The 25,437-nt window shown below is 44.5% G+C and carries 25 protein-coding genes; 11 read left to right on the top strand and 14 right to left on the bottom strand.

Features of this window, described 5'->3' with window-relative positions:
- Positions 1 to 169: 169 nt before the first annotated feature.
- On the bottom strand, positions 170 to 805 hold the full coding sequence (locus tag AACQ75_RS08690; RefSeq protein ID WP_026027861.1) for a hypothetical protein: 636 nt from the start codon (positions 803 to 805) through the stop codon (positions 170 to 172).
- 341 nt (positions 806 to 1,146) lie between these two features.
- On the opposite strand from AACQ75_RS08690, the gene AACQ75_RS08685 reads away from it, so the two are divergent.
- Together AACQ75_RS08685 and AACQ75_RS08680 are read left to right on the top strand one after the other, a co-directional pair.
- Positions 1,147 to 1,686 carry a cytochrome b gene (locus tag AACQ75_RS08685; protein WP_017047204.1) on the top strand — a complete coding sequence of 180 codons (540 nt, stop codon included), beginning with the start codon at positions 1,147 to 1,149 and terminating at the stop codon, positions 1,684 to 1,686.
- Positions 1,683 to 2,252, top strand: coding sequence for a YceI family protein (locus AACQ75_RS08680; protein WP_013867851.1), 570 nt, complete (start codon positions 1,683 to 1,685; stop codon positions 2,250 to 2,252). Before AACQ75_RS08685 ends, AACQ75_RS08680 begins: the two co-directional genes overlap by 4 nt.
- Positions 2,253 to 2,348: 96 nt before the next feature.
- Here the strand turns inward: AACQ75_RS08680 and AACQ75_RS08675 are convergent, their stop codons facing one another.
- On the bottom strand, positions 2,349 to 4,121 hold the full coding sequence (locus AACQ75_RS08675; RefSeq protein WP_170888487.1) for a methyl-accepting chemotaxis protein: 1,773 nt from the start codon (positions 4,119 to 4,121) through the stop codon (positions 2,349 to 2,351).
- Between the two features lie 194 nt (positions 4,122 to 4,315).
- On the opposite strand from AACQ75_RS08675, the gene AACQ75_RS08670 reads away from it, so the two are divergent.
- A complete protein-coding gene (locus AACQ75_RS08670) occupies positions 4,316 to 4,921 on the top strand; it encodes a beta-phosphoglucomutase family hydrolase (RefSeq protein ID WP_096037098.1) in 606 nt (201 codons plus the stop codon).
- Positions 4,922 to 4,948: 27 nt separating this feature from the next.
- On the opposite strand, the gene AACQ75_RS08665 is transcribed toward AACQ75_RS08670, so the two are convergent.
- Together AACQ75_RS08665 and AACQ75_RS08660 are read right to left on the bottom strand one after the other, a co-directional pair.
- Entirely contained in the window at positions 4,949 to 5,422 is a 474-nt protein-coding gene (locus AACQ75_RS08665) for an FKBP-type peptidyl-prolyl cis-trans isomerase (protein WP_064626184.1), read from the bottom strand.
- A gap of 19 nt (positions 5,423 to 5,441) precedes the next feature.
- Complete coding sequence (locus AACQ75_RS08660) at positions 5,442 to 6,068, bottom strand: thiol:disulfide interchange protein DsbA/DsbL (RefSeq protein WP_105976952.1); 627 nt, start codon at positions 6,066 to 6,068, stop codon at positions 5,442 to 5,444.
- 154 nt (positions 6,069 to 6,222) lie between these two features.
- Here AACQ75_RS08660 and AACQ75_RS08655 point away from each other — a divergent pair, with 154 nt between their 5' ends.
- The gene (locus AACQ75_RS08655; RefSeq protein ID WP_013867846.1) at positions 6,223 to 6,840 is read left to right on the top strand and encodes an OmpA family protein; all 618 of its coding nucleotides are present in this window, start codon (positions 6,223 to 6,225) and stop codon (positions 6,838 to 6,840) included.
- A 113-nt stretch (positions 6,841 to 6,953) separates the two neighbouring features.
- Here AACQ75_RS08655 and tkt read toward each other — a convergent pair whose 3' ends face one another.
- Positions 6,954 to 8,948, bottom strand: a complete 1,995-nt coding sequence (tkt, locus tag AACQ75_RS08650) for a transketolase (protein WP_170888564.1) — start codon at positions 8,946 to 8,948, stop codon at positions 6,954 to 6,956.
- Positions 8,949 to 9,023: 75 nt separating this feature from the next.
- Positions 9,024 to 9,974 carry a transaldolase gene (gene tal / locus AACQ75_RS08645; protein WP_170888486.1) on the bottom strand — a complete coding sequence of 317 codons (951 nt, stop codon included), beginning with the start codon at positions 9,972 to 9,974 and terminating at the stop codon, positions 9,024 to 9,026.
- 455 nt (positions 9,975 to 10,429) lie between these two features.
- Between tal and AACQ75_RS08640 the strand changes: the two genes are divergently transcribed.
- Together AACQ75_RS08640 and AACQ75_RS08635 are read left to right on the top strand one after the other, a co-directional pair.
- A complete protein-coding gene (locus AACQ75_RS08640; protein WP_013867843.1) occupies positions 10,430 to 11,422 on the top strand; it encodes a sugar-binding transcriptional regulator in 993 nt (330 codons plus the stop codon).
- A gap of 176 nt (positions 11,423 to 11,598) precedes the next feature.
- Positions 11,599 to 12,879, top strand: a complete 1,281-nt coding sequence (locus tag AACQ75_RS08635; RefSeq protein WP_445285783.1) for a glycoside hydrolase family 18 protein — start codon at positions 11,599 to 11,601, stop codon at positions 12,877 to 12,879.
- Between the two features lie 55 nt (positions 12,880 to 12,934).
- Here AACQ75_RS08635 and AACQ75_RS08630 read toward each other — a convergent pair whose 3' ends face one another.
- From AACQ75_RS08630 to moeA, 3 genes are all read right to left on the bottom strand, one after another.
- The gene (locus tag AACQ75_RS08630) at positions 12,935 to 13,765 is read right to left on the bottom strand and encodes a sulfurtransferase (protein ID WP_170888484.1); all 831 of its coding nucleotides are present in this window, start codon (positions 13,763 to 13,765) and stop codon (positions 12,935 to 12,937) included.
- Positions 13,766 to 13,840: 75 nt separating this feature from the next.
- Positions 13,841 to 14,590 carry a molybdopterin-synthase adenylyltransferase MoeB gene (moeB, locus tag AACQ75_RS08625; protein WP_017046935.1) on the bottom strand — a complete coding sequence of 250 codons (750 nt, stop codon included), beginning with the start codon at positions 14,588 to 14,590 and terminating at the stop codon, positions 13,841 to 13,843.
- Between the two features lie 8 nt (positions 14,591 to 14,598).
- The gene (moeA, locus tag AACQ75_RS08620; protein ID WP_013867839.1) at positions 14,599 to 15,834 is read right to left on the bottom strand and encodes a molybdopterin molybdotransferase MoeA; all 1,236 of its coding nucleotides are present in this window, start codon (positions 15,832 to 15,834) and stop codon (positions 14,599 to 14,601) included.
- 152 nt (positions 15,835 to 15,986) lie between these two features.
- Here moeA and folE point away from each other — a divergent pair, with 152 nt between their 5' ends.
- Positions 15,987 to 16,640 (top strand): GTP cyclohydrolase I FolE, encoded by a 654-nt coding sequence (gene folE, locus AACQ75_RS08615; RefSeq protein ID WP_013867838.1) that lies wholly within the window; start codon positions 15,987 to 15,989, stop codon positions 16,638 to 16,640.
- Between the two features lie 115 nt (positions 16,641 to 16,755).
- Here folE and msrB read toward each other — a convergent pair whose 3' ends face one another.
- The 3 genes from msrB to AACQ75_RS08600 form a co-directional block, all read right to left on the bottom strand.
- Positions 16,756 to 17,889 (bottom strand): peptide-methionine (R)-S-oxide reductase MsrB, encoded by a 1,134-nt coding sequence (msrB, locus tag AACQ75_RS08610; protein ID WP_170888483.1) that lies wholly within the window; start codon positions 17,887 to 17,889, stop codon positions 16,756 to 16,758.
- 145 nt (positions 17,890 to 18,034) lie between these two features.
- On the bottom strand, positions 18,035 to 19,783 hold the full coding sequence (locus AACQ75_RS08605; RefSeq protein ID WP_170888482.1) for a formate--tetrahydrofolate ligase: 1,749 nt from the start codon (positions 19,781 to 19,783) through the stop codon (positions 18,035 to 18,037).
- 118 nt (positions 19,784 to 19,901) lie between these two features.
- Positions 19,902 to 20,045 (bottom strand): hypothetical protein, encoded by a 144-nt coding sequence (locus tag AACQ75_RS08600; RefSeq protein WP_013867835.1) that lies wholly within the window; start codon positions 20,043 to 20,045, stop codon positions 19,902 to 19,904.
- Between the two features lie 132 nt (positions 20,046 to 20,177).
- On the opposite strand from AACQ75_RS08600, the gene AACQ75_RS08595 reads away from it, so the two are divergent.
- The gene (locus AACQ75_RS08595) at positions 20,178 to 20,912 is read left to right on the top strand and encodes an RNA methyltransferase (protein ID WP_047688384.1); all 735 of its coding nucleotides are present in this window, start codon (positions 20,178 to 20,180) and stop codon (positions 20,910 to 20,912) included.
- A gap of 127 nt (positions 20,913 to 21,039) precedes the next feature.
- Here AACQ75_RS08595 and fdxA read toward each other — a convergent pair whose 3' ends face one another.
- The gene (gene fdxA / locus AACQ75_RS08590; protein ID WP_010318513.1) at positions 21,040 to 21,363 is read right to left on the bottom strand and encodes a ferredoxin FdxA; all 324 of its coding nucleotides are present in this window, start codon (positions 21,361 to 21,363) and stop codon (positions 21,040 to 21,042) included.
- Positions 21,364 to 21,576: 213 nt separating this feature from the next.
- On the opposite strand from fdxA, the gene AACQ75_RS08585 reads away from it, so the two are divergent.
- Both AACQ75_RS08585 and yjjG read left to right on the top strand, forming a co-directional pair.
- Positions 21,577 to 23,196, top strand: a complete 1,620-nt coding sequence (locus AACQ75_RS08585) for an NAD(P)/FAD-dependent oxidoreductase (protein WP_170888481.1) — start codon at positions 21,577 to 21,579, stop codon at positions 23,194 to 23,196.
- A gap of 158 nt (positions 23,197 to 23,354) precedes the next feature.
- Positions 23,355 to 24,029, top strand: a complete 675-nt coding sequence (yjjG, locus tag AACQ75_RS08580; protein ID WP_013867832.1) for a pyrimidine 5'-nucleotidase — start codon at positions 23,355 to 23,357, stop codon at positions 24,027 to 24,029.
- Between the two features lie 68 nt (positions 24,030 to 24,097).
- Here the strand turns inward: yjjG and rnk are convergent, their stop codons facing one another.
- The gene (gene rnk, locus AACQ75_RS08575) at positions 24,098 to 24,505 is read right to left on the bottom strand and encodes a nucleoside diphosphate kinase regulator (RefSeq protein WP_170888480.1); all 408 of its coding nucleotides are present in this window, start codon (positions 24,503 to 24,505) and stop codon (positions 24,098 to 24,100) included.
- Between the two features lie 173 nt (positions 24,506 to 24,678).
- Here rnk and phnR point away from each other — a divergent pair, with 173 nt between their 5' ends.
- Positions 24,679 to 25,389, top strand: coding sequence for a phosphonate utilization transcriptional regulator PhnR (gene phnR, locus AACQ75_RS08570; RefSeq protein ID WP_026027711.1), 711 nt, complete (start codon positions 24,679 to 24,681; stop codon positions 25,387 to 25,389).
- Positions 25,390 to 25,437: the final 48 nt, after the last annotated feature.

Here is a 25,437-nt window from a genome sequence, read left to right as displayed (position 1 = left end):
AGATGAAAATTTGTGGGTTGTCAAAACAGCGTCACAAATATTGAATTATTTAGTGAATGTGATGCGGCAGGCTCAATTGATTGAGAGTGTGCTAAATCAGAAGACAGCCCAATGAAGAGGGTAATATAAAATCTAGAATTTGGAAGAAAATGAGGGCGGTTTGTTTACGTTACGCCCATTGTAATACGGCATATAATTGAACGTATTTTCGGACTAGTTGCTGGTTTTTAGAGCGTTTTAAAGGATGGCTAAATTTAATATAACAAGGGCTAATTTGAAAACGGTTCTCTAAAGATTGAGTTAGCAATGAGTCACTTTCATACAGCGTGATACCTTGTGCGAGGTATTGATCTATTTCATCGGGTAATTGCCCTGTCCACCAATGAAGTAACTCGCGACTTTTTTGGCTACGACTGATCCAGTGATCGGTCAGTAATAACAGTAAATCATTCGGTTGAATCGCGTAAGCGTACTCATATTTCCACTGCGCAATGTCTTGCATCAACTTTTCTCGACAGGTTTTACCAGCACTGACCATATGGTGAGTCAGGATCCATACTGTTCCTGCATCACTACTCACTCGGTAGTGGTGTGGCATGTCTCGCTGAGGGATTGATTCAATAACAGAATAGTGGCATGGGTGCCCAAATTCACTGAGTGTACGAGCCAACCTGCGAGCAAAAGCTAGTCCTAAGTGATGTTCACTCATTCCTTGGTTGTGTATGGTGGGGTAGTGCTTTTCACAAAGTTTTAGACAGTCAGCTTGAAATTCGTTGACGCTTTGCGTGAGTATGTCCAGTAGCAACTCGTTGTTCTCCTTTAATAAAGCCAAGCAAGATTACCACAGTTATCAACAAGCACGAGCAGCAAATGGCGAGTTCTTGATCTTTCACACTATTCTTCTAATACGAGCATTCTACAGGTGTTAAACCCTTATGATTTGAAGCTACCGTTGTTTCAAGTTGTTTGAGCCTAAGTCGTGGTTATCTATATCCACAATAAGTTCCTTCAGTTTTTTCGAATAACTCAATCAGTACTAAAGTATGTCCACAATGTAAAGTATGGTAAATACTGTGTTAATAATTTAGGCTAGAATATAGATTCAATTCACTTTGTTGCTGTTTCACTTGCTGGTTTAGAAAATTTATGACAACTGAAGTTAAAAATTACAACTTAGTCACGCGTCTTATCCATTGGTTATCCGCACTCGTTATCATCGGTATGTTTGGTGCTGGGATCTGGATGGTTGAGTTAACCTATTACAGTCAATGGTATAACACCGCGCCACATTGGCATAAATCTGTCGGTTTGTTGCTGCTCGCGGTCACCCTGTTCCGCATACTATGGAAGTTGGTGAGTGTCTCTCCTGCCATTGGTGGCGGCCACTATGAGCGCATTGCGGCTAAAGCGGCGCACGGATTAATGTATTTATTATTGATGACGCTGTTTGTATCAGGCTATTTGATCTCAACAGAAGATGGCCGAGGGATTGATGTTTTCAATTGGTTTACTGTACCAAGTATGGGCTTGTTGTTTGAAGGACAAGCCGATCTCTCTGGTACGGTTCACTTTTACGCAGCTTGGACGCTGATTATTTTAGCAGGCGTGCACGCTGTTGCCGCACTCAAGCACCATTTTATTGATAAAGACGATACGCTACGAAAAATGATAGGAGCTTCTAAATGAAGAAAACGTTACTTGCTACTGGATTGGCTTTCGCAACACTCATGCCGCTAGGTGCAAACGCTGCTGACTATGTTATAGATACCAAAGGTGCGCATGCTTCAATTAACTTTAAAGTCAGCCATCTTGGTTATAGCTTTACCAAGGGCCGCTTTAACAAGTTTGATGGTGAGTTTTCCTACGATCCTAACGACCTTGCAAGCTCAAAAGTGAAAGTTAATGTGGATACTCGCAGCTTGGACAGTAACCATGCTGAACGTGATAAACATATTCGTAGTGCTGATTTCATTGATGCATCAAAATATTCACAAGCCACGTTTACCAGTACTCAAGTGGTTGATAAAGGGAATGGTAAACTAGAAGTGCTCGGTGATCTTACTCTGCATGGTCAAACCAAACCCATTACTATTGATGCAGAATTTATTGGTGCAGGTAAAGACCCATGGGGTGGCCAACGCGCTGGTTTTTCGGGGACAACACGTATCGAACTCGCGGATTTCAATATTGCAGTAATGGGCGCTTCAAGCTACGTCGATATGGAACTCTATGTTGAAGGAATACAAAAGTAATCCACATCTTGTTATGCTTTAAGCAAACATGAATAAAAGGGTCTAACTCTAGACCCTTTTCACTAACTCTCGCTATATTTTATCTCTATACATTGGCTAACTGACGGATTTCTGAGTCTGGAATTCGGCGACCGCGTTGTCCATGTCGTTTGCTTGTTTGGAAACGATATCGACTTCAATCAAACACTGTTTAGCTGAGTGCATATTATTATCAGAGATAGAGTTAAGTTCGGTGATCGATTCACTGACTTGGTTCATCACAATGCCTTGTTCTTCAATTGCAGAGGCTATTCGCTCAGAGTTACTTTGTATCATTTCCATGTCAGAGAGAATCTGACGTAAACTATTATCCAGTTCTCCTGAAGCCGTTAGCGTCGCATGGCCTTGAGTGTTGCATTGTGCAATATCAGTGACAACGGTGCTCATTTGGCTTTGAATTGCAGAAACGACATTGGTGATCTCTTCCGTTGACTGATGCGTGCGGCTGGCAAGTGCGCGGACTTCATCGGCGACCACAGCAAAGCCTCTTCCTTGTTCTCCGGCGCGAGCGGCTTCAATCGCGGCATTTAATGCCAGTAAATTGGTCTGCTCTGCGATACCTTGAATGATGTTAACAGCACCGCCAATTTGTTCGACATGCTTGTTCAATGAGGCGATGGAGATTTGACTTTTTTCCAATGTTCGTGAGAGTTCATCGACATTTTTTACCGTTGATTCCACCACTAAACGCCCTTGCTGAGCATTGTGCGCGGCTTTGTGTACACCTTCTACTGCTACACTAGTACTTTCTGAAATTTCGCTGATGGTGGACACCATTTCTTGAACGGCCGTTGCCATTGTCGTGGTGTGGTCAGCCTGAACGTGAAACTGTTCAATCACATCTTCTAATTCGTTATGCATACTTGATGTACTGTTCGATAGCTGGTGAGACTTTGTTTGAGAGCCAGCGATAAGAGTTTCGAACTTATCGAGTAAGGTATTAAAATAAGTTGCGATCGATACCAACTCGTTGCGGCCAGTCAGCTCAACACGCAAACTGATGTTGTTGCTGTTTGAAATCATTTGCATCACTGATAACAACTTACTCACTTGCACGTTAATGGAGCGCGCTATTTGGAGAATAAATCCAAGGATTAGCACGATCACTAACGCACTGAGCCCTTGCTTCACATAGTTAAGTTCTTGCTCAATACTTGTAATCTCTTTATTTAACACTTCAGAAAAGGTGACAAACTGTTGTTCAACATTATGAGAAAGGTTACGTACTTCACCAAGTAGCCCTTGATTATATTTCAAACCAATCACTTTTTTCTGATCGACAAGCTGTTGGGCGGCCTGTGCTAATGCCGGAAAACGGTTGGTCACTGTGCTGTTTTGCAGCTCTCCAACCTGCACGCTTTGATCAAACGCCATTAGCTCTAAAAGTAATGCATCATCAGCATTAGGTTTTATGGTTTCCAATGCTTGTAAATAAGTGGCTAAAAGGCCGGATTTTTCATTTAATCCGTATAGGCTATAAGCCTGCACCAATTTTTCAAAACCTTGTTTATAAGCCAAAAGATCTTGTCGGAGTTGGCTACTAGAGGGGAGATCTCGATCTAACAGGATGAGGGAAAGTTGCTGTTCCAGATCTAAAAAAAGAGTGCTGTTTTTTTTAAAGGTTTCAAGGTATTTCACGTCGCTTCGCAGAAGAAAATCTTTCTCATTGCGCCGCAAATTGAGCAGTCTAATTTCAAGTTTATCGACTAAGTTAATGGCTTGATTGAGCGTTTCGGCGGTTTGGGAAAAATGTGTGGTAGTGGCTAACATTACCAGAACCCCGATAACCGCAATAGCACCCAGTGAATATAATTTTTGTTTGATACTCATGAGATTATACACCTAAGTAAAATGACAATAATTGATGAAAATGTAATTATTAGTATGTTTAATTAGAATGTTAGGATTAAATGAAGCGTATATCAATGAACGCAAAAATATAAATTACATGCATTATCGTGACACAATAGTGGAACTTTTATTTTGTTGATTCCCATAGAATTTGTTAGAGGCGCTCTGTAAACATGATTGAATTAGAAAATTACCAAGGACTTATTTTTGATATGGATGGTACGTTGCTTGACACCATGCCAGCGCATTTAGAGGCTTGGTCAAAAACAGCGCAACATTTTCGTTTCCCATTCTCAGAACAGTGGTTGCACAGTTTAGGTGGCATGCCTAGCGCTAAAATCGTTTCACAAATCAATAAGCTGCACGATCTCAAATTGGTGCCAGAGCTGGTCGCTCAATTTAAAATGGCGGCATTTTCTTCTATCGAAAATAGTGGCGAGGTAATTTCTTGTACTCATGAAGTTGTTGAGCAGTTTTATGGTAAAAAGAAGCTTGCGGTTGGGACTGGAAGCCAAAGGCAAAGTACACTCGCATTACTTAAAAAGTCTGGGCTATTAAATCGCTTTGATGCTGTAGTAACGGCGTCTGATGTTGAAAACCATAAGCCGAATCCAGATACATTTTTGCGTGCAGCCTTTTTATTAGATCTCGAACCTAAGCATTGTGTGGTATTTGAAGATACTCATTTAGGTAAACAAGCCGCTCACGCTGGAGGAATGGATTGTGTGATGGTAGAGGAAGGAAAACTGGTGTTTTATCCAGTCCCTTCTCAAGAATAGAGCCGCGTAATGCGGCTCAACACCGCTTTACTGGATTTCAATTAATTCCACATCAAAAATCAGTACGGATGCAGGTGGGATAGGGCCGCTGCCACTTTTGCCATAACCTAAATTACTGGGTATAAACAGGCGCATTTTTTGTCCTTCCACCATCAGTTGTAGACCTTCCTGCCAGCCTTGAATCACCTGCTTCAAACCAAACACAATCGGGTCGTTACGTTCAACTGAGCTATCAAACACCGAACCGTCAAGTAAAGTACCGTGATAATGCACTTTTACACGACTGTTGGCTTTCGGATGAATGGTGCCAGTACCTTGTTGGAGTACGAGATATTGTAGGCCACTTTCGGTTGTTATCACGCCATCTTGCTGAGTATTTTCAGCCAAAAACGCTTGGCCTTTAGCAAAATTTTCATCGGCAATTTTGTGGTTATTCCACGTACGATAGATGAAAAAGCCAGCCAGTAAAAAAATAATAATTGGAAATACAAATTTAGACATATTTTTAAAGCCTTGTGGATTAGGGGTGAGTCAATAAATATGAGATGGTATTCGCGATATCTGCTACATCTTTATGACCGGAGGTGATGACTAAATATTTGCCTTTCACAATAAAGGTTGGAACGGCATTGATTTGGCCTTTCACTGAAATATCATCAGCGAGCTGAATCTCTTGGAATAACTGTTTTTGCTGCTCATCATCTAACGAATACGGGCTGATTAGCCCTCGTTGGCTGAAGGCCAAATCAATCGCTTCTTTACGCTCACTTAACGTTACTTCTTCGTCCATTTGCACGACCGAAAATAGCTGTTCCATCATGGCATGATCGGGAATTGCTCCCAGTTGCATCACGGCTGAATAGTAAATCATGGCTCCAATCTGTGCGCCTTCGTTAAAGGTGACATGCAGTTTACCAAATGTTTCGCCTGTTATTTTCTCTAGCTCTGGGATGACCTTTTCCATTGAACGACAGTGTCCGCAAGTCAGCGAAAACACTTCCGTGACGGCTGGCAGGCGGTATGTTGCAAGACTTACGGGAAGCTCATCATATTGTTTCCCTTTTTGTGGCGTAGTGTTGTCACCGCAGCCTGCTAGAATCAGTAGTGTTGTGATGAGAGCCAACCAATAGCGTGTGTTTTTTTTCATAACGAGTATTGAGTTAAAAAAGAATACTCGAATTCTAACGGCTTACCGTGACAAGGAAAACAGAAACAACCACGAAATTGCTACCAAATATATATAAAGTTTTACAGTCTTGGCCGATACAGTTTAGGTAGTAAGAGAATGGAGTGATGCTTGAATGAAGTATTTAGCCTTACCGTTATTGATGTTGTTAACGGGGTGTGGAACATTAGCCACCGCAGATCGAATGTTTAGCGACAATCTATTGGATGCAGCGCCAAAAGGTGATTTTGACGTGCTCTACCCTGAATGGGGCTATGCGCCGAAGATTGCTTCAACAGGTGTTCAAGGCCCGATGGGACAGCAGCGCGTGAGTAGCTATGATTCTTTGCAAAGTTTTTTATTGAAGAATGGCGTTGATTACGAGGTTCTCCCGGGTAACCACATTATGGTTAAATTGAAAGATACGGTGAAATTTGAAACGGGCTCGTCCACCGTCTCCTCTGGCTCTGGTGACTGGCTTACTATGATGGGACGTTATTTAGCCTCAGAACCCGGTATTGATATTGTGATTGATGGCCATACGGATAGTAGTGGAGCGCCCACTTTTAATGATGGTTTGTCTGAACGTCGAGCGAAAGCGGTAAAGAACACTTTAGTGAAAAGTAATGTGGCGATGGACTCTATTTTTACCCGTGGATATGGTGAATACGTTCCGGCTTGTACGAATAAAACCAATGCAGGTAAAGCATGTAACCGTCGTGTGGAAGTGTTATTTATTGTTTCCAATAATTAAGTTATGCCTTTTGGTGGCGTGCCTTTTAAGTGATGTATTTCTTTTCACACGCGACAAGATCAAAAAAGCCCAGCGAATGACTCGCTGGGCTTTTGCATTAAAAATAAGAAGGCTTAAGCAAGCAGCTCTTGTGCTTGTTTCACCACGTTTTCAGTTGTAAAGCCGAACATTTTAAACAGTTGATCCGCCGGTGCTGACTCACCAAAGGTAGTCATACCGATGATCTTGCCGCCAAAACCAACGTACTTGTACCAGAAATCCGCGATACCCGCTTCAATAGCGATACGCTTAGTCACGGCTGCTGGTAGTACGGCTTCGCGGTAGGCTGCGTCTTGTTTATCAAACGCATCGGTTGATGGCATCGAAACTACACGCACTTTCTTACCTTCGGCTGTAAGTTGCTCTGCGGCTTTCACCGCCAGTTCAACTTCAGAGCCAGTGGCAATCAGGATAAGCTCAGGCTGACCCGCGCACTCTTTTAGGATGTAACCACCTTTCGCGATATCCGCAACTTGCGCTTCGCTACGTGGTTGCTGCGCTAGGTTTTGGCGAGAGAAAATCAGCGCTGATGGGCCATCTTTACGCTCAATCGCCAACTTCCATGCGACGGCTGATTCCACTTGATCACACGGACGCCATGTGCTCATGTTTGGTGTCAAACGCAGTGAAGCCACTTGCTCAACCGGTTGATGGGTTGGGCCATCTTCACCCAAGCCAATCGAGTCATGGGTGTAGACTTGGATGTTCTGAATCTTCATCAGCGCGGCCATTCGCATTGCATTACGGGCGTATTCCATAAACATCAGGAAGGTTGCGCCGTAAGGAACGAAGCCACCGTGCAGCGCGATACCATTCATGATGGCAGTCATACCGAATTCACGCACACCATAGTGAATGTAGTTACCCGAGAAATCTTCCGCCGTGAGCGATTGAGAGCCCGACCACATGGTGAGGTTAGACGGTGCCAAGTCCGCCGAGCCGCCCATAAATTCTGGCAGCATTTTACCAAACGCTTCCAGCGCATTTTGTGACGCTTTGCGTGACGCAATATTGGCTGGGTTAGCTTGAAGGTCAGCAATAATTTGACTCGCTTTCGCTTCCCATTCTGCTGGCAACTCGCCATTTACGCGGCGTTTGAACTCAGCGGCTTCGGCTGGGTAAGCGGCGGCGTAGGCTTCAAACTTGGCGTTCCAAGCGGTTTCTTTTGCTTGGCCAGCTTCTTTGGCATCCCACTGCGCGTAAATGTCGGCAGGGATGTGGAAAGGTGCATGCGGCCAACCCAAGAATTCACGCGCCGCTTTGATTTCTTCAGCGCCTAAAGGGGCACCGTGACAGTCGTGTGAGCCCGCTTTGTTTGGCGAACCAAAACCGATGATGGTTTTGGTGCAAATCAAGGTTGGACGAGGGTCTGCTTTTGCAGCCTCAATCGCAGCATTAATCGCTTCAGCGTTATGGCCATCAACCGCAGCAATAACATGCCAGCCGTACGCTTCAAAACGTTTTGGCGTGTCATCAGAGAACCAGCCTTCCACATGACCATCGATAGAGATGCCGTTGTCATCCCAAAACGCAATCAGTTTGCCAAGGCCCAGTGTGCCGGCCAGAGAACACGCCTCGTGCGAGATGCCTTCCATCAAACAGCCATCACCCATGAATACATAAGTGAAGTGGTCAACAATGTCGTGACCCGGTTTGTTGAACTGCGCCGCCAGTGCTTTTTCAGCCATCGCCATGCCGACCGCATTAGTAATACCTTGGCCTAGTGGGCCCGTGGTGGTTTCAATGCCCGGTGCGTAACCGTATTCTGGGTGACCCGGTGTTTTTGAGTGCAATTGACGGAAGTTTTTCAAATCATCAATCGACAGCGCGTAACCGCTCAGGTGCAATAAAGAGTAAATCAGCATTGAGCCGTGGCCGTTTGACAGCACAAAACGGTCGCGGTCAGCCCATTGTGGGTTTTGTGGGTTATGGTTTAAGTGACTACGCCAAAGAACTTCGGCGATATCGGCCATACCCATCGGTGCACCGGGGTGACCAGAGTTAGCTTGTTGAACACCGTCCATACTAAGAGCACGGATGGCATTGGCTAATTGTTTACGTTCCATAATAATTACCGATAAATAATAGAGTTAGAAAGGAAAGGGGAACGTTAATCGTTCCCCAAATTTTAATTCGTGAGTGGATTACAGCTTGGCTGCAATCATGACTTCAAGTTTGCCTTGGTCAATGGCAAAGTTACGGATGCCTTCCGCCAATTTTTCTACTGCCATTGGGTCTTGGTTGTGTTCCCATAGGAATTCAGCATGCGTCATTGCTGCAGGGCATTCTTTGCTGCCTTTAGAATCAAGCAATTTTTCAACCACTTCGCCTTCAGCTGCTTCGAGTTCTGCCAGTAAAGAAGGGGCAATAGTCAAACGATCACAGCCTGCTAGCTCTAAAATTTCACCGATGTTACGGAAGCTTGCGCCCATTACTACTGTCTTGTAGCCATGTTCTTTGTAGTAGTTGTAGATAGCAGTAACTGACAATACACCTGGATCTTCTTGCGGTGCAAAATCACGGCCTTCTTTGGCTTTGTACCAGTCCATAATGCGGCCAACGAATGGAGAAATCAGGAACACGCCTGCTTCTGCACACGCGCGTGCTTGAGCAAAGGAGAATAGTAAAGTCAGGTTACAGTTGATGCCTTCTTTTTCAAGGATCTCTGCTGCGCGAATACCTTCCCAGGTTGAAGCCAGCTTGATCAAAATACGGTCGTTAGTAATGCCAGCATCGTTGTACATTTTGATCAGTTGGCGCGCTTTTGTCACGCTACCTTCCATATCATAAGAGAGGCGAGCATCGACCTCGGTAGAAATACGGCCCGGAATCGTTTTTAGGATCTCTTTACCGATATTGACAGCAAGCATGTCACAAGTATCTTGAACTTGTTGAGCCTTGTCTGAGCTCTGTGTTTTTGCGTATGCGATAGAAGCATCAATCAGTGGCGCGTATTCTGCAATTTGAGCCGCTTTAAGAATGAGAGATGGGTTAGTGGTCGCATCTTCTGGTTGGTATTTTTTGATTGCGTCAATTTCACCAGTGTCAGCAACAACAGTCGTCATTTTACGAAGTTGCTCTAATTTATTGCTCATATCGATCATCCTATTTCTTTGGGCCAAGCCAGATTTTGAGTTTGCTGGGCATTTGCAAGCGGGTTAGCAATCACATAGTCATGTCTTACACATGCCAGAAAAGCTAACTCAATTATTTCCAGCGACCGAACATTTGTGTTGAACATTTGCTCGATCGTTGAGTAAATGATGTAGCCATATTTATCTTATCCACTGGGAAAGTCAATCGCTGTTCTGAGGTTATAGTGATATCAATCAACTATTTTTTTGTGAATTAATCTAAGTGCTGATAAATAAACGTTTGCTTAGATTTATCAAGGGTTGAAAGCGAACGTTACTGTGCATTGATTAGAGTGAGAAAATGTAATTTCCGTGAGCAAATGTTGCAAAGTAAATGAGGCTTAACCTATGCTAGGTCAATGAACAAATGCTCAATTGTCGTTATTCTGCGCACAATATTGACCATGAGATCCCGTATGACCACTCCCAATCAAGACATTTCTATCGAAAATACTGACTTATTAACTGAAATTTCAGTGGCTTATTACCAAGATGGTGCAACTCAAGAAGAGATTTCGAAAAAGTTTTCTCTTTCACGAGCCAAAGTAGGACGAATGCTTAAACAGGCACGCGATGAAGGGATTGTCGAAATTACGGTGAAATATCACCCTGTTTTTAGTGCCAAAATTGAGCAGCGACTGATTGAACGCTTTGGCGTAAAACGTGCGCTGGTTGCACTTGACCAACCTAGCGAAGAGTTGCAGCGCCAACAAGTGGCGGGGTTGGTTTCCAATTACCTGACCAGTACGCTAAAAAACGGCATGGTTGTGACCGTTGGTCAAGGCCGAAATGTATCGGCCGTTGCGCATCATATTGGCGTGATCACACCGCGAGAGTGTAAGTTTGTCTGTAGTATTGGTGGCATTCACCCAAGAGGTGGGATGTTTAATGCGGATCATATCTGTCGGCAACTGGCCAAAAAATACGGTGGAAGCTCTGAAACGCTTTATGCGCCTGCCTATGCTGAAAATCGCGAACAAAAATTGGCGTTTATGCAAAATGCAACCGTCAAACAAACCTTAGATTTAGCACGTAAGGCAGACATTGCGTTAGTGGGTATTGGGGATATGAGTGAAAACAGCTACATGGTCGACCTCGGTTGGTTTACCGCCGATGAAGTGGTGCAGTCGCGTTTACAGCAAGGTGTAGTGGGGGATTTCGCTGGTTATGATTTTTTTGATATCCACGGTAAAGCTGCCAATACGGTGATGAGCGATCGTGTGATTGGGTTAGGGATTGACGAATTTCGACCGATTGCTGAGGTGATCGCTATCGCGGCTGAAAACAGCAAACCTTTAGCGCTGCTTGGGGCGCTACGCACCGGTGCAATTGATGTGATTGCCACCAGCGTAAGCAACGCGTTAACGGTATTGAATTTAGATGAGCAGATACAAACCGTCATTGGTTAGTGGATTCAGGTTAGTGGATTCAGGTTAGTGAATTTAGGCTCATAAATTAATCTGCAATAACTGTAACGTGATTTTAAGATCTGAGTTTGGCTCGCATTGGCTGATTATTTTTAAACTTAAAATATATTTCTCTGCTGTATTGACGCAAACCCAAGGAGAAACTTATGAACAAGTTGATGATCGCCCTTCTCGTTGTTGCGTCATTTAACGCCACCGCAGAGACAACCAAACCCGTCGTGGCGGGCTACTTTGCTGATTGGCAATATGAAAATGAGCAAAACCCCTACACAGTTAAAGATATTCCAGCAGAGAACTTGACTCATGTTATTTACGCCTTTTTGAGTATGTGTGGCCCCCATTCTGGAGCCAGTGAAACCGTACAAAAGCAAATCGCTAAGCAATGTGAAGGAAAAGCACCATTTAGTGCGATTGTTGTTGATACTAAATCCGCACTAGAAAAAGAGTTTGGTGCAGTCGATGTACCAGTTCCTTACAAAGGTCACTTCGCTCAACTTGCGCAAATGAAGAAAGACTATCCGACGCTTAAGATTCTGCCTTCATTTGGCGGCTGGACAATGTCTGAACCGTTCCACGCAATGATAAAAGATCCTGCTACGATCAAGCATTTTTCCAAAACAGCGGTTGAACTTATAGAGCAGTACGCCTTCTTTGACGGCATCGATATCGATTGGGAATATCCGGGTGGTGGCGGTTTAACTACTTCGCCTTGGAATCCTGATACGAAATTGACCGACGAACAAAAAGAAGTAGAAAAACAAGCCTATACCGAGCTGATGAAAACATTACGTGCTGATTTGGATGCGTTGAGTAAAAAGACGGCTCGCCACTATGAACTTTCTACTGCTGTTGGTGTTGGAGCGAAAGCGGCTCAGATAGATTGGCCCGCCGTATCCCCTTATTTAACCAATATGTTTGCGATGACTTATGATTTTCTGGGTGGTTGGGGAACGCAAACGGGCCATTTAACCAATTTACATGCGACGGATCGCAGTTGGTGGGGAATGGGAGCCGATGTGTTTATCAATCAAATGATCGAATTGGGTATACCAAGCGAGAAATTGGTTATCGGCGCGGCATTTTATGGACGTGGTTGGCAAGGCACTCAAGATTATGAGGGTGGTTTGCCTACGGCTGATCTTGTGTCTGAGCAGGGAGCGCCGTTTGGGACAGGTGAAAATGGCTATTTCATGTTCTGGGATTTGATGAAAAATTATCGCGCGGCACAAGGTTATCAATATGGTTACGATCAAGAATCGCAAGCACCATATTTATGGAATGCAGAAAAGAAAGTATTTATCTCGTATGAAGATGAACGTTCAGTGCGCGCCAAAGCCAAATGGGCAAAATCAGCGAAGCTAGGGGGAATTTTCACATGGGAACTTTCAGGTGATCCTTCAAATGAATTGATCAAAGCAATGGCTGATGAGTTGAAATAACACGCTTTGTAAAACATGATCAAATCCCCACAATGATGGGGATTTGATTCAGAGACTAAAGCTCAATAGGCAGCTCAGTGCGTTGCCCCCATTCTGTCCACGAACCATCGTAAACGCACAGTTTTTCGTAGCCGCAAATTTGCGCAGCCAGCAGCACAATACAGGCGGTTACGCCTGAGCCACAACTGAAAATGTATTGCTTTTTTCCAGCAGCCAGCGTCGCTTGCATAATAGGTTGTAGATCTTGCGGTGATTTAAGCTTATGCCCATTCATCAACTCTGTAAAAGGTAAGCAAATAGAGTGAGGAATATGGCCGCTGCGCACGCCTTCTCTTGGTTCTTTCACTTGACCCAAAAAACGGGCTTGTGAACGTGCATCAACAGTTAAGCTCTCTGGGTTCTCTATTTGTGCAAGCACATAGTCTGCGTTCACAAAATAGCGAGGATCGAGCGTGCCATGGAAGTTTCCGTGTTTAAAGGCATGTGTGTACTCTTTTACAACGGGTAAACCTTGGCGTTTCCATTCGGTTAATCCACCATCAAGAACGTATACCGACGCATGTCCCATCGCTTTGAGCATCCACCATGCCCTCGGTGATGCAAACGTCCCGCTATTGTCATAGACAACGACGATCGAATCGTGGTTTAAACCGATCGATTGTGCTAATTGGTTAAAGCGATCTTCACTAGGCATCATATGAGGTAGTGGCGATTGTAGGTCACAAAATTCATCATCATAATCAAAGCGCCGAGCGCCGGGAATGTTATGCAGAGTATCTTTCTCAGTTTCACTGGGAATTTGGAATTCAATACTGCAATCAAGAATAACGGTGCGCGGGTCGCCTAACTTTTGTGCTAGCCATTGGGGGGAGACGAGTGGTGACATGAGTTTAACTCTCCTATTGTGTGGGCGGATGCGGTGGACGAACGAGAAAGATATTATTGAGTCTTTGTCGTTCATTTACTGGCAAGTCTGGCAGTGAGCGAGTTTGATTAAGTTCATTTCTCTCCACGTCATTGAAAGAGCGTCCAATATCAAAATTTTGCCTTGTTTTACCTGCCCATATTGGGCGATCACTTTGATCGCTTCCATCGCTTGTACCGCGCCAATAATCCCGACGACAGGGGCCATTACGCCCGCTTCGACGCAAGTGAGTACGTTACTACCAAAAAGAGCGCTTAAACATTGGTAACAGGGCTCGTCTGGGTGTTGATACATAAACACGCTGACTTGCCCTTCCATACGAATCGCAGCACCAGATACCAGTGGTGTTTTAGTTTGAAAGCAGAGTTTATTCAATTGGTTACGAGTATCAAGGTTATCTGATGCATCCAGCACCAAAGAATGCTGTTCAATTAATGCTTTCAATTGTGCATCTTCAAGGCGTTGATCAACGGTATTTACCGTTAAATACGGGTTAAGCATACGCAGTGACTCTGCCGCTGAGTCTACTTTTTTACGTCCAATATCGGCATCACTATGCAGCACTTGGCGCTGTAAATTAGAGAGCTCAACCACATCATCATCGATGAGCGTGAGTGAACCAACACCTGCCGTGGCAAGGTATTGGCTTGCAGCGCAGCCCAATCCTCCTGCGCCAAGAATTAAAATAGAGCTTTGTTTAAGTGCTTCTTGTCCTTCAAAATCAAACTGTTTGAGAATGATTTGTCGGTTGTAACGCAGTAGCTCTTGATCAGATAGGATCTCCATAGTGATCCTTAATACAAGCTGGGATTAAAAAGTTGGATATTGACGGTTTCGCCCACTTCCACTCGGCCACGATCTTGTTCTAACACCACAAAACAGTTGGCGAGACTCATCGAACGAAATGCCCCCGAACTTTGGTTTCCGGTAGTTTCAACAACAAACTGGCCATTTTCAATTGTGTAAATACCGCGTTGGTAGTCAGTACGGCCCGGTGATTTTTTAAAGGCATTTTTAGTGATGGCTGGAATGGACTCCGGTGCTTTCCAGTGAGTGTGTCCAGCCAATTTAGCCAGCATAGGTTGCACCAAGACGTATAGGGTTAATACGGCTGAAACGGGGTTGCCAGGTAAGCCACAGAACCAAGCATGATCTAATGTTCCAAATGCAAACGGTTTGCCCGGTTTTATTGCCAGTTTCCAAAAACCGATTTCTCCGAGTTCTTGCAAAATATCTTTGGTATAGTCAGCTTCGCCTACACTTACGCCGCCAGAAGTAATAACCACATCGGCCAAATGTTGAGCTTTATCAAAGGTAGCTTTTAAAGTGGCAGGGCAATCAGCAATGATCCCAAGATCAATCGCTTCACAACCAAAATTCTCAATTAATGGTTTAATGCCATAACGATTGCTGTCATAGATTTGCCCCTCAGCAAGAGGTTCACCGAGTGGTTTTAGCTCATCTCCAGTTGAGAAAAAGGCCACTTTGGGTTTACGAAAAACGGTCACATGGCTGATGCCGAGTGTGGCAATCATTGGGATATCACGCGAAGTCAAGCGAGCTCCTTTGTGTAGCACTACATCGCCTTGTTTGATGTCATCACCAGTGGGGCGAATATTTTGCTGAGGCTTTGCATTCGGCTGTAGAAAGCAGATACCATTTTCGTTTTCGGTCGTTTGCTCTTGCATGATCACCGCGTCGCAACCAGCTGGAATTTTCGCGCCAGTCATAATTCGTACGCAACTGTTGGCTGGCCACGGCCCTTCAAATGGAAGACCGGCAAAAGATTTGCCAGCCAGCGGCAGAGTGGTTGACTGTTGCAGATCAGCTAATCGAATAGCGTATCCATCCATCGCTGAGTTATCGAAAGGCGGCACAAAAATGGGTGAGAGTAACTCTTCGGCCAACACATAGCCTAATGCGTCGGCTAGCGGTAGTTTCAGCGTCGTTTGGATGGGTTTGATATTCGCTAGCATTGTCTCTAACGCTTGTTCGATAGGCATTAAGCCCGGTGAATCACAACAGCCCATGATCGGTTCCTATAGCTTTTTTCTTTGCGAGGACTTTATCATACATTGCTTACGGGCAATAATGACCATCCTTAAAATATGGATGTAATTATTCAAAATTCCGAGTATCATTGTCTGCCATCCGAAAGGGGTAAAAAGTAAGAGGAATCGGAATGCTAGGTCTTAGCGAATCAGCAAAGTTGGTCAAAGATGCGCTAGAGAGCCGAGGTTTGGAAACGCCTATGCGTCCAAATGAGGTTACTCGTGAAGAAAAGAAAGAAAAAATCGAACACCATATGCGTGAGATCCTCACACTACTCGGTCTTGACCTGACCGACGACAGTTTAGAAGAGACGCCCCATCGAATTGCGAAAATGTATGTGGATGAAGTGTTTTCCGGCCTCGATTATCAAAACTTCCCCAAAATTACTGTGATCGAAAACAAGATGAACGTCAGTGAAATGGTGCGCGTAAAAGAGATTACCGTGACCAGCACCTGTGAGCATCATCTAGTGACTATCGATGGTAAAGCCGCGGTGGCGTATATCCCAAGAGGCAAGATAATTGGTCTTTCTAAGATTAACCGTATTGTACGTTTTTTTGCTCAGCGCCCCCAAGTTCAAGAGCGAATGACACAGCAGATTCTGGTGGCTTTGCAAACCTTACTCGGTTCAGACGATGTCGCAGTCACTATTGATGCCACTCATTACTGTGTTAAGTCACGTGGTGTTATGGATGCGACCAGTGAAACGACTACCACAGCATTAGGCGGTATTTTTAAATCTAACCCTGCCACCCGCGCCGAATTTTTCCATGGTTTACATTAATCGAATCTCAGTTGAGTCCATCTATTAACGTTGCTCAATGAAAAAAGCCCTCGCAAGTGAAGCCGAGGGCTTTTTTCATTGAGCAACGCACGCTTTATTGAAACAGAGCCAAATTTTATTTAAACAGAACCAAGTACTCGCCATAGCCTTCAGCTTGCATCGCCTCTTTTGGTACAAATCGCATCGCGGCAGAGTTCATGCAGTAGCGTAAGCCGGTTGGTGCTGGTCCATCCTCAAAGACATGGCCTAGGTGAGAATCTGCAAAACGGCTGCGCACTTCGGTTCTGGTATAAAAAAGCCGAGAATCGCTTTTGGTCGCAATATACGCTTCATTAATTGGCCGAGTAAAACTGGGCCAGCCTGTACCAGAACGGTATTTGTCGGTAGAAGAGAATAATGGCTCTCCGCTGACCACATCGACATAAATACCATCGGCTTTGTTATCCCAATACTCATTGTTAAATGCGCGTTCAGTACCTTCTTCTTGCGTCACGTAATATTGCAAATCAGTCAATTTGGCGCGTATCTTTTCATTCGAAGGTTTGGTGTATACCTTAACGTTGTTTTGCATTTTTTGCGCTTCGATCAATTGACGTAAGGTTTTTGGATGCTCATTACGATCTTTACCGAAGATGGTATCAAGATATTGATCACGTCCGGAAGCATGACGATAGTAGGTGTAACGTACTTTGCTCTTTTTATAAAAATCTTGGTGGTACTCTTCAGCAGGCCAAAATTGGCTGTATTGAATCAGCTCTGTTTTGAGCGGCTTTTTGAAGATCCCTAGCGCATCGATTTCTTGCATAAAGCGCTGCGCGGTCTGCTTCTGTTCACTGTTGTGATAAAAAATGGCAGGCCGATACTGTGGGCCTCTATCAACAAACGAGCCTTGATCATCCGTTGGATCAATGTGGCGGAAAAAATGATCCAATACATTCTCGTAGCTGACAACTTGCGGATCAAAGGTCACTTGAATCACTTCAATGTGGCCCGATTTTCCTGATGAGACTTGTTTATAGGTTGGATTTTCAAGGCTGCCACCCGCATAACCAGAGACAACGCTAATGACACCGTTGAGTTTTTCAAGATCAGATTCTGTACACCAAAAACAGCCCCCAGCTAATGTCGCGACTTGCTGATTACCAATGCTGGGCATGGTTTTGGGCTGAGTTTCTGCTTGGCTAAATAGCGAAAACAGAATAGGCACAATAAGCGCTATTGAGAATATAAAGGGAGTAAAACGTTTCATAACCGACCTTACTTATTTTTTATTGGTACTGGTAAAGAACGGTGAAAAGCGCAAAAAATTACAGAGAAAGAAAACAAATAGCGTGAAGAAAACCTTTCTGAGCCCGAAGATTTGTGTTCAGAAAGGTTAATTTCGAACAATAATATCAGGTTAGGCCGATAATATTTCCTTTAGAATCAATGTCTAAATACATGAAGGCGGGTTTTTCAGGAAGGCCCGGCATGGTCATCACGTTGCCGCATAGCGCATAGATAAAGCCAGCACCCGCACAGAGCTTTAATTCGCGGATCGGTACATCAAAACCTTTTGGTGCGCCTTTAATCGCAGCGTTGGTTGAAATTGAAAGTGGCGTCTTCGCCAAACAGACAGCAAGCTTCCCGTAACCTTGCTCTTGCATGTTGTGCATTTGACGTCGTGCTTTATCACTAAAAGTGACGCTTGCCGCGCCATAGCCCTTTTTCGCCACGGCGTTGATCTTATCTTCGATCGTCTGCTGTGCTTGGTATAACGGTGTGAACGTACTCACTTTTTGACACTGCTTAATGACTTTGGAAGCAAGCTCAGTCGTCCCTTCGCCTCCAAGAGCAAAACCTTCACTCAGTGCTACCTCCACCTGATAAGGTAGTGCGTGAATCATCATGGCGAGCTGCTCAAGCTCTTCTTGGCTGTCTTGTGGAAAGCGGTTAATGGTAACCACGGCGGGTATTCCATACTTACTCACATTTTCAATATGCCATTTGAGATTTTCAAAACCGGACACCAACGCGGCATGGTCTGGCTGAAATAGAGTGTCGGGAACTGGCTGGCCGGGACGCAATTCATACAGACCAGAGTTCGCTTTTAAGCCGCGAAGTGTGGTGACGATAACGGCGCAATCTGGCGCTTTCCCAGATGTCGCTGCTTTAATATTGCACGCCTTTTCAAATCCCATATCAGAGCCAAAGCCGCCTTCTGTTACAGTAAATTCGGCTAACCTTGTGGCGATGTCATCAGCGATAATAGAAGAGTTACCGTGCGCGATATTGGCAAAAGGCCCGGCGTGAATCAGTGTCGGTACGCCTTCTAACGTTTGCATTAATGTAGGTTCAATCGCCTCTTTCATACTGACAGCCATCGCCCCAGCGACTTGTAAATCTTCGGTGGTAATCGGTGTACCATGGTGACTATAGGCGACGACAATCCGCCCAATCCGTTGACGCAGATCGTTTAAGTTTTTGGCTAATGCAAGAATCGCCATCAGCTCAGAAGCCGCTGAAATATCAAAACCATCTTCACGCTCAAAGCCATTGATTGATTTATCCGTTTCATTTCGGCCAACGGTAACCATGCGCAATGCGCGATCGTTGTGATCCATCACTCGCTTCCAAACCACATTATTTGGGTCGATACGCAGTGCTTTCATTGCGGTGCGCTGCTCGAAATCGTCATAACCAAGGCGCTGTTCGTGATAGATCCGGGCATCTATCGCCGCTGCCGCTAGGTTATGCGCGGCTGTGACGGCGTGGATATCGCCAGTGAGATGCAAATTGAGCTCTTCCATTGGTGCCACTTGTGAATAACCGCCGCCAGCGGCTCCGCCCTTAACACCAAAGATTGGTCCCATTGAGGGTTGACGAATACATGCCATCACCGAATGACTCAATTTTGCCATTCCTTGTGATAGTCCTATGGTCGTGACGGTTTTTCCTTCCCCTAATGGCGTTGGGGTAATAGCAGTCACAAGGATTAACTTTCCAACCGTTTGTGTTTGCAAACGTTCAAGGCAACTTAATGAAATTTTGGCCTTAAAGCGGCCTTGGCTGTGGAATTCGCTGGCGGTGAATCCTGCTTTGTTAGCGATAGCCTCTATGGAGGTTAATGAAGTGGCGCGGCAAATTTCAATATCAGGCAGCATAAAACCCTCATTATTTAGTATTGTACGGGTTGGGAAAACGTTTGCGTCGCGATAATAACGTCAAAAAATGGGTTGTAAAGTTATTTAATGAGTGGATTATAAACTAATGTCTGAGCTTTTAGCTCGATTCTTCGTTCTCTTTTGTGTCATTGTCGTTGGGCTCTTTATGATGATCATCTTCAAGTTGATCACTATCTTGTTGATCATAATGCTTGACGACAAAGGGGGTTAACATAACGGAAGAGGGAAGAAAACGTTTCATATGGATTTCCTTGTTTGTTAGTAACTGAACATATGGTATTGAAACTCGACTTACACTGCTTTAGCTCTGACGGCCTTTACTCTATAATGCGGCGTTTTTACTAGGCCAACCTTACCTCACTGCGGATATTTTATGATTTCAAAAAACCAACTGAAACTACTTCGTGCTTTAGGCCAAAAGAAACAGCGCAAGGCTCATGGCCTGTTTTTAGTGCAAGGCGAAAAGAACGTGTTGGAATTGATTAACAGCCAACTGACGGTAAAGCAGGTTTTTGCCACTGCGGAGTTTATCGCACAAAACCGCGTTGAGCTTAGTGTTTTTGAATGCATTGAGGCCACATTAGATGACTTAACCAAAGCCAGCACTTTGGTGAGCAATAATGCGGCAATCGCCGTCGTTGAGATCCCCGAAGTGACGGTGCCTGAAGCAAAAGGATTGATGATCGCTCTCGATGGTGTTTCTGACCCCGGTAATTTAGGGACGATTATCCGTGTCGCTGATTGGTATGGCATTAAACACATTGTCGCTAGCCACGATTGCGCCGATCCATACAATCCGAAGACCATCAGTGCCACCATGGGTAGCTTTGGGCGTGTTACGGTGAGCCAAGTGGATTTGAGTGCTTATTTACAGAGTTCAAATCTACCTGTTTATGGGGCTTTTTTAGAAGGTGAGAGCGTACATCATACGAAATTTGCAGCAGAAGGGATTTTATTGATGGGCAGTGAATCGCATGGTATTCGTGCCGAAGCGGCTCAATATGTCACCGACAAAATCACCATTCCCGCCTTCGGGGGAGCAGAGTCACTTAACGTAGCAATGGCTACGGGTATTATTTTGGATAACCTGCGCCGCCAACATCACTAGATCAAACCAAGATCACTCGGTCAATAAGTAAAGCTTAAAAGTTGTTGCTTTGGATTGTCGTCAAAAAGCGTGATAACGGATGCCGTGTTTGCGCTTTTTTTATAACGCTAGTTATAAAAAGAAAAGACTACTTCTCTAACATCCCCAGTTTGTTTGGCACGCCATTCCATTTTTCAGCATCATCCATGGCTGGTTTGACTTCGGTTTGCACCGGCCATATATCGGCAAGCTCAGCATTGAGTTCGATGTAAATCTTCTGATCTTCTGGGAGTTCATCTTCTTGAAAGATAGCTTGAGCTGCACATTCAGGAACACATAAACCGCAATCAATGCATTCAATGGGGTTGATCACCATAAAATTGGGGCCTTCGTGAAAGGCATCTGCAGGGCATACCGCGACACAGTCAGTAAATTTACATTGGATGCAATTATCCGTTACGACAAACGCCATGATGATCAGCTCTTAGTTAGTCAAAAATGAAGAATGGGGATAATACGCATCCCAAGTTAAATTTCAACATCCAACGCTATGAATATCTAGCGTAACGTGTGATGAATTCGGGATTTAGTATGACAGATAACGCTATTTCCCGTAAAATGCGCGCCATTGTGAGCGGGCCGCTTGCGGCTTTGGCTAAGACACCGACTAAAACGAGACACCGACATGATACGTTTAACCGAAATTAAACTTCCTTTGGACCACGAGGAAGGGGCAATTTTTGCTGCTATTACTGAAAAACTTGGTATTGCTGATGAACAAGTTCTTTCATTCAATATGTTTAAACGTGGCTACGATGCTCGTAAGAAAACGAAAATCATGCTGATTTACACGCTAGATGTGAGCGTGGAGAATGAAACAGAGTTGCTTGCTCAGTTTGCTGATGATCCGCATGTGAAAGTGACGCCGGATATGGAGTACAAATTCGTTGCTCAAGCGCCAGCGAATCTTACTGAGCGCCCAGTGGTGATAGGCTTTGGCCCTTGTGGTCTATTCGCAGGACTGATTCTTGCTCAAATGGGGTTTAACCCAATCATTGTCGAGCGTGGTAAAGAAGTGCGCGAACGCACCAAAGATACCTTTGGTTTTTGGCGTAAACGTACATTGAATACTGAATCTAACGTGCAGTTTGGCGAAGGTGGAGCGGGAACTTTTTCTGATGGAAAACTCTATAGCCAAGTGAAAGATCCTAACTTCTATGGTCGTAAGGTCACTACAGAATTTGTCGCTGCGGGCGCACCTGCTGAAATCATGTACGTGAGCAAACCGCACATTGGCACGTTCAAATTGGTGACCATGATTGAAAAAATGCGTGCCAAAATCATCGAATTAGGCGGTGAAATTCGTTTTAGTACTCGTGTTGATGACATTCACATCGAAGAAGGGCAAATTACCGGGCTTACGCTGTCAAATGGTGAAGAAATTAAAACACGTCATGTTGTCCTTGCGGTCGGTCATAGCGCACGTGATACCTTTGAAATGTTGCATGAACGTGGCGTTTATATGGAAGCCAAACCCTTTTCAATAGGGTTCCGTATTGAACATAAACAATCAATGATTGATGAAGCGCGTTTTGGTTCGAATGCGGGTAACCCCATTCTTGGCGCGGCGGACTACAAATTGGTTCACCACTGTAAGAATGGCCGCACTGTTTATAGCTTCTGCATGTGCCCCGGTGGCACGGTAGTGGCGGCTACTTCTGAAGAGGGGCGCGTTGTGACCAATGGCATGAGCCAATATTCTCGCGCAGAACGTAATGCTAACAGTGCGATTGTGGTGGGTATTGATCCTGAACGTGATTATCCCGGTGATCCGCTGGCGGGCGTGCGCTTCCAACGTGAGCTTGAATCAAGAGCTTATCAACTTGGCGGCGAAAACTACGATGCGCCAGCACAAAAAATTGGTGACTTTTTACAAGGTCGCGATCCGAGTGCGTTAGGTGATGTCGAACCCTCTTTTACACCCGGCATCAAGTTGACAGATATTTCAAAAGCGTTGCCTGATTTTGCCATTGAAGCCATTCGTGAAGCGATCCCAGCGTTTGATAAGCAGATCAAAGGATTTGCCTCTGATGATGGTTTGTTAACTGGAGTAGAAACTCGCACGTCATCACCTATTTGCATTAAACGGGGTAAAGATTTCCAAAGCATCAACCTGAAAGGCTTTTATCCGGCAGGTGAAGGTGCAGGTTATGCTGGCGGGATTTTATCAGCAGGCATTGATGGTATTAAAGCGGCCGAAGCATTGGCGCTTTCTATGGTTAACGAAGCTGAAAAAGCATCATAATTTGCAATATTAAGCATAAGAAAAGGCTCATTGGAGCCTTTTTTATTACAGGGACGATTGGATTCGTTATCACATTGAATTTTAAAAGTTTTTTCTGATAGAGATTATCATTTAACTAAAAACAATCTAAACTAGCCCGAACATTATGAGGAGAGATCATGAAGTACGACTGGATTTTATTTGACGCTGACGAGACCTTGTTTCATTTTGATGCTTTCAAAGGTATGCAGCTGATGTTTGAGCGCAAAGGAGTGTTGTTTACTGAACAAGATTTTGCGCAGTACCAAGAAGTTAATAAACCACTGTGGGTCGATTACCAAAATGGTGATATCACGGCGGCGCAGTTGAAGCATACTCGTTTTGCAGAGTGGGCAGAAAAGCTCGCGACGACAACCACGGAATTAAACAGCGCATTTCTTGAAGCCATGGCTGATATCTGCACTCCACTACCAGGAGCAAAAGAGTTATTGGATGCCCTTACAGGTCGAGCGAAACTTGGCATCATTACTAATGGTTTTACCGAACTTCAAGCGATTCGTTTGCAAAGAACGGGGATGAGTGAATACTTTGACCACGTGATTATTTCAGAAGAGGTTGGTGTAGCGAAACCTGATCACGGGATTTTTGCCTACGCGCTAGATAAAATGGGTAACCCTGCTAAAAATCGTGTATTGATGGTAGGGGATAACCCGCATTCCGATATTCTAGGTGGCTTGAATTTTGGTATTGAAACCTGTTGGTTAAACTCTACTGGCGCAAGTGCTGTTGATGGCATTGAGCCACACTACCATGTGCGTTCATTGCACGAGCTTAAAGATATTTTGGTCGCATAATTATTTACAATGATGTGGCTTGGGGTGTGGAGTGATGATATCGACCTCCACACCAACAAATAGATTCGTTAGCGGTTGAATTCACCGTCACGCTCAGGTTGATAAACTACATCAAGAATCTCAATCACTCTTTCTTTACCACCTGGCATTGGCCAACTGAGCTGTTGACCAACAGCTAGGCCCAACAATGCACTGCCTACTGGGGCAAAAACAGAGATATCTTGACTGCTTTTCACTTCATGCGGATACACAAGATTTTTTTCGATCACTTCATCACTGTCGATAAACTTGAAGCGTACGGTCGAATTCATGCTCACCACATTATTTGGCATCTCTTGTGGGGCGACAATGGTGGCTCTATCCAACTCAGCCTCGAGCTTTTCTAACTCTGGCGTTAGTTTAGGCATGCCATCCAGTAATGCGGATATTCTGTCCATATCAAGGCTTGAAACTAAGACAGGTGCTAAGTTTGACATTTTTAATACTCCAAAAAGAAATACCGCCCAAAAGCTAGGCGGTATAAAAATTAACGTCAATGTTATTGCGATTCAGGCTATGACATTAATCTTGTTCGACATAGAATGCAAATAATACGGTATCAGTTTGTTATGAATTTGGCATGCACGTATTTAGGCTGGGAGTGGATGTTGTGCAGTACGTAAAAATTAAAGATGTGATTGTTGAACAAATCGATGCTGGCATGCTTGCCCCTCGTCAAAAATTACCTTCTGAACGAAAACTTGCAGAGTCGTTTAATACCACACGCGTTACCCTGCGTGAGGCTTTGTCTCTGTTGGAAGCGGATGGCAAGATCTACCGAGAAGATCGGCGAGGTTGGTTTATTTCTCCCGAGCCGATACGTTACGACCCAACCCAAACTCTGAATTTTACCAACATGGCTTTAGCACAAAACCGAGTACCAAAAACGGAACTGATGATGGCAAAAGCGCTATTAGCCAATAAACAAGCATCGCTCTTATTGGGATTAAAGCCATTTTCGGATGTTTACCAAATTGATCGTGTGCGTTATTTAGAAGATCGCCCCGTGGTCTATGTGACGAATTACGTGCGCCCTGAATTGTTTCCCAACTTGCTGACTTTCGATTTGTCTCAATCACTGACGGATATTTATCGCGACCATTTTGCCGTGGAGTATCAAACAGTCCGTTATCGAATTACCACTAGCTCTTTGCTTGGTCATATGGCGCAAGCGCTACGCGCTACATCAGGCACTCCGGCGATGGTCGTTGAGCGCATTAATTATAATCAACAGGGTGAACTGATCGATTGTGGCATCGAATACTGGCGACATGACGCGATTTGTATTGAGTCGTTAGCCAAGCTAACCGTGGCCCGCTGAGGCTTGGTCCATTAAAACTAGGTCCATTAAAACTAGGTCCGTTAAAGC

The organism is Vibrio sp. B1-2 (assembly GCF_963888445.1).
Classification (GTDB): Bacteria; Pseudomonadota; Gammaproteobacteria; order Enterobacterales; family Vibrionaceae; genus Vibrio; species Vibrio anguillarum.
The sequence above is the reverse complement of the archived record's forward strand: the minus strand, read 5'-3'. Positions and strand labels throughout refer to the sequence as shown.

Coding starts and splice junctions, on each gene's coding strand:
- AACQ75_RS08685 (WP_017047204.1), top strand. CDS start 1,147: ATGACAACTGAAGTTAAAAATTACAACTTAGTCACGCGTCTTATCCAT.
- AACQ75_RS08680 (WP_013867851.1), top strand. CDS start 1,683: ATGAAGAAAACGTTACTTGCTACTGGATTGGCTTTCGCAACACTCATG.
- AACQ75_RS08675 (WP_170888487.1), bottom strand. CDS start 4,121: ATGAGTATCAAACAAAAATTATATTCACTGGGTGCTATTGCGGTTATC.
- AACQ75_RS08670 (WP_096037098.1), top strand. CDS start 4,316: ATGATTGAATTAGAAAATTACCAAGGACTTATTTTTGATATGGATGGT.
- AACQ75_RS08665 (WP_064626184.1), bottom strand. CDS start 5,422: ATGTCTAAATTTGTATTTCCAATTATTATTTTTTTACTGGCTGGCTTT.
- AACQ75_RS08660 (WP_105976952.1), bottom strand. CDS start 6,068: ATGAAAAAAAACACACGCTATTGGTTGGCTCTCATCACAACACTACTG.
- AACQ75_RS08655 (WP_013867846.1), top strand. CDS start 6,223: ATGAAGTATTTAGCCTTACCGTTATTGATGTTGTTAACGGGGTGTGGA.
- tal (WP_170888486.1), bottom strand. CDS start 9,974: ATGAGCAATAAATTAGAGCAACTTCGTAAAATGACGACTGTTGTTGCT.
- AACQ75_RS08640 (WP_013867843.1), top strand. CDS start 10,430: ATGACCACTCCCAATCAAGACATTTCTATCGAAAATACTGACTTATTA.
- AACQ75_RS08635 (WP_445285783.1), top strand. CDS start 11,599: ATGATCGCCCTTCTCGTTGTTGCGTCATTTAACGCCACCGCAGAGACA.
- AACQ75_RS08630 (WP_170888484.1), bottom strand. CDS start 13,765: ATGTCACCACTCGTCTCCCCCCAATGGCTAGCACAAAAGTTAGGCGAC.
- moeB (WP_017046935.1), bottom strand. CDS start 14,590: ATGGAGATCCTATCTGATCAAGAGCTACTGCGTTACAACCGACAAATC.
- moeA (WP_013867839.1), bottom strand. CDS start 15,834: ATGGGCTGTTGTGATTCACCGGGCTTAATGCCTATCGAACAAGCGTTA.
- folE (WP_013867838.1), top strand. CDS start 15,987: ATGCTAGGTCTTAGCGAATCAGCAAAGTTGGTCAAAGATGCGCTAGAG.
- msrB (WP_170888483.1), bottom strand. CDS start 17,889: ATGAAACGTTTTACTCCCTTTATATTCTCAATAGCGCTTATTGTGCCT.
- AACQ75_RS08605 (WP_170888482.1), bottom strand. CDS start 19,783: ATGCTGCCTGATATTGAAATTTGCCGCGCCACTTCATTAACCTCCATA.
- AACQ75_RS08600 (WP_013867835.1), bottom strand. CDS start 20,045: ATGAAACGTTTTCTTCCCTCTTCCGTTATGTTAACCCCCTTTGTCGTC.
- AACQ75_RS08595 (WP_047688384.1), top strand. CDS start 20,178: ATGATTTCAAAAAACCAACTGAAACTACTTCGTGCTTTAGGCCAAAAG.
- fdxA (WP_010318513.1), bottom strand. CDS start 21,363: ATGGCGTTTGTCGTAACGGATAATTGCATCCAATGTAAATTTACTGAC.
- AACQ75_RS08585 (WP_170888481.1), top strand. CDS start 21,577: ATGATACGTTTAACCGAAATTAAACTTCCTTTGGACCACGAGGAAGGG.
- yjjG (WP_013867832.1), top strand. CDS start 23,355: ATGAAGTACGACTGGATTTTATTTGACGCTGACGAGACCTTGTTTCAT.
- rnk (WP_170888480.1), bottom strand. CDS start 24,505: ATGTCAAACTTAGCACCTGTCTTAGTTTCAAGCCTTGATATGGACAGA.